Annotated in this window: 4 protein-coding genes and 2 pseudogenes; all 6 read right to left on the bottom strand. The window is 41.6% G+C overall.

What is annotated here, in order from left to right; genetic code table 11:
* Positions 1–1,387 (bottom strand): annotated as a pseudogene (locus LC653_RS33850) (hypothetical protein); the annotation flags it as partial.
* A gap of 224 nt (positions 1,388–1,611) precedes the next feature.
* Complete coding sequence (locus LC653_RS46010; RefSeq protein ID WP_229499128.1) at positions 1,612–2,436, bottom strand: GUN4 domain-containing protein; 825 nt, start codon at positions 2,434–2,436, stop codon at positions 1,612–1,614.
* Between the two features lie 409 nt (positions 2,437–2,845).
* On the bottom strand, positions 2,846–3,889 hold the full coding sequence (locus LC653_RS33840; RefSeq protein WP_229499126.1) for a caspase family protein: 1,044 nt from the start codon (positions 3,887–3,889) through the stop codon (positions 2,846–2,848).
* A 3-nt stretch (positions 3,890–3,892) separates the two neighbouring features.
* Positions 3,893–4,225, bottom strand: a complete 333-nt coding sequence (locus tag LC653_RS33835; RefSeq protein ID WP_229499124.1) for an HNH endonuclease — start codon at positions 4,223–4,225, stop codon at positions 3,893–3,895.
* A gap of 22 nt (positions 4,226–4,247) precedes the next feature.
* A complete protein-coding gene (locus tag LC653_RS33830) occupies positions 4,248–4,526 on the bottom strand; it encodes a hypothetical protein (protein WP_229499122.1) in 279 nt (92 codons plus the stop codon).
* A gap of 3 nt (positions 4,527–4,529) precedes the next feature.
* A pseudogene (locus LC653_RS33825) lies at positions 4,530–4,758 on the bottom strand (hypothetical protein); the annotation flags it as partial.

The following is a 4,758-nucleotide window of genomic DNA, read 5'->3' as shown; positions in this document are numbered from 1 at the left end:
GCGGTAGAAGAGCGCCATCTTTTGCCTCAATTATGCCAATTTCACCCGCCTCAATACGGATGAGTGAATCCCGTTGAATTTTAAAGAGTTCGGTATTAATTTGGTAAGTACCAGTTGTTAGGATGGCTAGTTGTTTCCCTCTCTGTCCTCCATTGTCAAAGAATGCCTGTGCGTCTTGGAAGTCATTGCACTCAACAACTTTGCCAAAGTTTTGACCAGGTGGTGGTGTAGCGCCATCTTTTGCCTCAACTATGCCAACTTGGTCTGCATGAATACGAATAACATTTTCAACTTTGACGACAAATAGCTTCGTATTGATCCGATAGATACCAGTATTTAAAATCCCTCGTTGCTTTCCTCTCTGTCCCTTGTTTTCAAAGAATGCCTGTGCATTTTGGAAGTCGTTGCACTCAACAACTTTGCCAAAGTTTTGACCAGGTGATACAGGATCACCATCTTTGGCCTCAACTATTCCAACTTGGTCTGCCTCAATACGGATGAGTGAATCCCGTTGAATTTTAAAGAGTTCGGTATTAATTTGGTAAGTACCAGTTGTTAGGATGGCTAGTTGTTCCCCTCTCTGTCCTCCATTGTCAAAGAATGCCTGTGCGTCTTGGAAGTCGTTGCACTCAACAACTTTGCCAAAGTTTTGACCAGGTGATACAGGATCACCATCTTTTGCCTCAACTATTCCAACTTGGTCTGCATGAATACGAATAACATCTTTGATTTCAACGTCAAATAGTTCCGTATTGATCCGATAGATACCAGTATTTAAAATCCCTCGTTGCTTTCCTCTCTGTCCCTTGTTTTCAAAGAATGCCTGTGCATTCTGAAAGTTATTGCACTCAACTACCTTTCCAAAGTTTTGACCAGGTGATACAGGATCACCATCTTTTGCCTCAACTATGCCAATTTTATCTGGAGCAATGTAGATAGCATTCTTTTTCTGAATATCAAATAACCAAGGAAAATACCAATGCAATCCAGGATCAAGAGTTTTAGCTTGCCATCCTATCTCGTTTTTTTTAAGGGCAATCAAACGGGTAGTTGGGCGACCAAAATTTTTGCGTACAATTCCAATTTCATCTTGCCCAACTTGGACAATCCCTGGTACAAGGATCACTCCAATCACGATTCCACACATCACAAGGATGACTGCTATGCCGCCAACGGGTGAAATTTGTGCTACTAAAATAGATGAGTTGCTTAGAGGCGCGATCGCTAACTGCCTATCTTGACTAGCTAAACTTTTTTTAGGCGGTACTTGTACAGTTGACTTTGCGGTGAATGCCTGAGTTGGTTGGTTGGCTGAAAAGCTGACAGCACCCAGTATTACCACGCCGGCTAGTGTAACTAGATATGAAGGTAATTTTTGAAACTGCATAATAATTTTGGATAGAGAGGCACTACATCCGACCAATTTTGAAGCTTAATTACTAGATTTAAGTTCTCCCGATAATTACATATAGTGAAATCACCACTGATAAGACCTTTTTCGCAAAAAAAGCGGCAAAGTCAGGGTTTATTAACAATTTAGGTTCAGTTATTTTACGCACCTCATGCGATCAGAAGCGACTTTTTGAATCAGATTTGTGCGCCACCTTACAATCAAGAGGAGCGTGACAAACAATCTTCCATAAGAGTCAAGAAGCCTTTGAAATTATCTTGCCATGTCCCGAACCAATAAGCTCCACCTTCAGCATGAGGGAATCTCAAAGATGGCAAATGTCCCTTTGGAGCAGCTTGGGAAAAATTTAAGCTCGTATAATGTCTTAACCAATCACCATTGACTCGCCAACCTACACTATCCCCGAAGTTACGAAAGATTGGAGGATCAAACTTGCCTGGTTGTCCATCAACGCTAAACCAGATGTTTCTTTGCACACTGAAGCCGAATTGACCTTGACTAGCTTCTATCCAAAGTTGATCAATCATGCAGATATCTGAGCAGGAAAAATTTTTAAGATCCTTAGCTTTTAACGAGCCTTCTTTTTGTCTCCTAGCAACTTGCAGAATAATCTGAACTGTCTCTTGGTCTGCTTCTTGCCACGCTTTTTTTTCCAATAAATCGCGGAGTTGGTGGTAGTCTGCCTTCGGAAGAATAGGAGGCTTGACCACAATTGGCGGGGAAGGAGTTGGATCGATTGGAGGAGACTTGACCAAATTGGGCGTGTCAGGATCTGGCTCAATTGTAGGAGACTCGACCAAATTCACCGTGTAAAGAGCTTGCTCGATTGTATGTAATTCATCATTCAACCGTTTCAGTTCTGTTTCCTCAGCTTGGATTTGTTGTTGTAACTGAAACTTAACAGCAGCCCCAGCCTCAATTGCTAAAGCCAGCCGCAACTGCTTTAACTTCTCATTTCTCAGATCCCACTCGGCTTGAAGGGTATCTCGCTGTTTTTCCGATCGCTGTCGTTGGTTTATATTCACTCTCCGGCAACTCTACTGTCAGCCTCTTGATTAGCTAAATCGATACCTTTCTAGGCATTTTTCGCCATGAAGTTCATGCATTCTACCCAGAATCAAATCTGCATTTAGCTGATGTGTCAAATGTGACTCAGAAATTATACCAGTTTTCTCAAACATAATCAGATAGGGCTAGAGAAAAATTTCACTGGCCCATACAAGCGAATGGAGGGTGAGCGCAGCTAAGAGTAAAGTGTGACAACTAATCATGCGCGTTGGAGGTATTCGCGTGCGAGTAGCAACCGAGTTAAACTCAACAGAGCAGTCACTCACTCTGCCCAAGGTAGTTGCATTTGCCCCGGTGATGATTTCTTTCACAGTACAAGTGGCTAACAGGCTTTTTATGAGATAGTCTAAGCAGCAAAGTGTTGATTTATCGTTGCAATGCAGACTCGATCTGATCCAGTTCATTGCTAAGATGTGCTAGCTTTGCCTCTTCATCAAGCATCTGCTGTTCTAATTGAAACTTTACTGCTGTACCAGCTTCAATAGCTAAATCTGACCGCATCCGCTTGATTTTCAGGCTGCGAATATCCCATTCTGCCTGAAGTGTATCTAGTTGCTGTTGTAAACGTCGTTTCTGTCCAGCAGTAAAGCCAGTAAAAATTGGACTAGTTTCAATAGTTGTAGTTTCGCCAGGTAAAAATTTACTCCCACCTGCGTAGTAGCAAAGGGGAAAATTATCGCCCAATTCCAGCACTTTATTAACAAACGGGTGTTGGGGGCCCGACGCTCTTTTAGGAACTTGGTCAAATAAGTAAACTAAAACATCAAGAATACGAGCATAGCCATCTTTATTCACTGCTGCTTTGCCTTGCAACGCTTCCAATAAGCAATCTGTGAAAGCACTATAAGGCTGACCTGTGTACGAATATTCATCTTCTCGTGAAGAAGCAACCACAACTCGACCGCTTCCCGTGGCTAGTACATTTAATAATTCAGGAGGTAATGGTGATTTAACAAATGTTTCTCCTGGTTCTTTCAAAGCTGGAACGCCGCTAGCATGACAGCAATCTAATAAAACTACCAGCTTCCGCGCTGTAATTGCCTCAATCTTTTGGGTAAACTCAAAACCAGATATAGCTGTGTCTGTGGGCTTGCTAGGGTCATAGCCATAGGGAACAAGGAAGTATTCATTGGTATGCTTGATGTGTCCACCATGACCAGAGTAATAAATAACGACAGTTGCATCAGGATTTTGATTTACGTTGGTGATAATTTGGTCAAAAGCTGTAAGAATATTTTGCCGAGTTGCCGAGGTTTCGGTGAGCAGTGTGACCTGTGCTGGTGGATAAGCGGCGCATTCACGATTAATCAGTACATCTCTTATGGCAGTTGCATCTTTGACAGTGATGGGTAAATCTGCACCTATGCCAATGAGTAATGCATAACCGTTGGTAAAAATTACGTCTGTCATGTTCTATTTTTTAGAAGATGTCTGGCTCGTACAAGCTGTTGACCAAAAAAAGTGTTCTGGCCAACTATCAGTGCGAGGATTGAATAAAGGTACTTCAGATAACGACTTTTCATCAAAGGATTTAAGTTTATCTGATTTTTGGCGATTGCAATGGAAACAAGCCAAAGCTAAATTATCAATTGAATTAGCACCACCTTTGGTAAGAGGAATTACATGGTCTACAGTGAAAGAAACATATTGCCACTGTTCCGATGCGTGACAGTATTCGCACAGAAACCTTGCTCGTTGTCGTACTTGATTTTGAGTAGCTTCACTAATGTAACGATTCGCAGACAAATCTTTAATTCCCTATAATTCCCTATAATTCACTTTGGCTTTGAGTTAATGATGAATTTCTGATCATCCGATTCACCAAACTCAGATAATCGTCTAATTCCTCATATTCATCTAATTCTTTTTCTTCCTCACAAGTAAGTGCAGATTCTTTTTGCTTAATTAATAATGCTTCAATTCGCCCCTGTACTAAGCTAGAAGCTCGAAAAATCGGCACTCCTTCTACTAGCTCGATGCGGACAGCACCATCTAATGGTAAAGTGTTGGGCAAGTGTGACAATTTCATAGGTAAATTGGTTGCCATAAATTACTTTCTCCAGACTGTCGGTGAGATAATTTTAGCTGACTTGTCATCTAAATAGAAATTGTAAACAGGTTCTCCTGATAATTCACAGCGAAGCGGCTCAAGAATTTTAGTGAACGGATTCCAAACTGCTGTTACAGTCCGTTTTACTTTCTTTCGTTGCAACTCACACTGAATATGTACCGTAGGGAGATGGATAATCATTGCACTGTGCAACCAAGCTTCTACACTC

Source organism: Nostoc mirabile CHAB5784 (assembly GCF_020829645.1).
In the GTDB taxonomy this organism is placed as follows: Bacteria; Cyanobacteriota; Cyanobacteriia; order Cyanobacteriales; family Nostocaceae; genus Nostoc; species Nostoc mirabile.
Note: the sequence above shows the minus strand (reverse complement) of the source record. Positions and strands in the feature narration are given on the sequence as shown.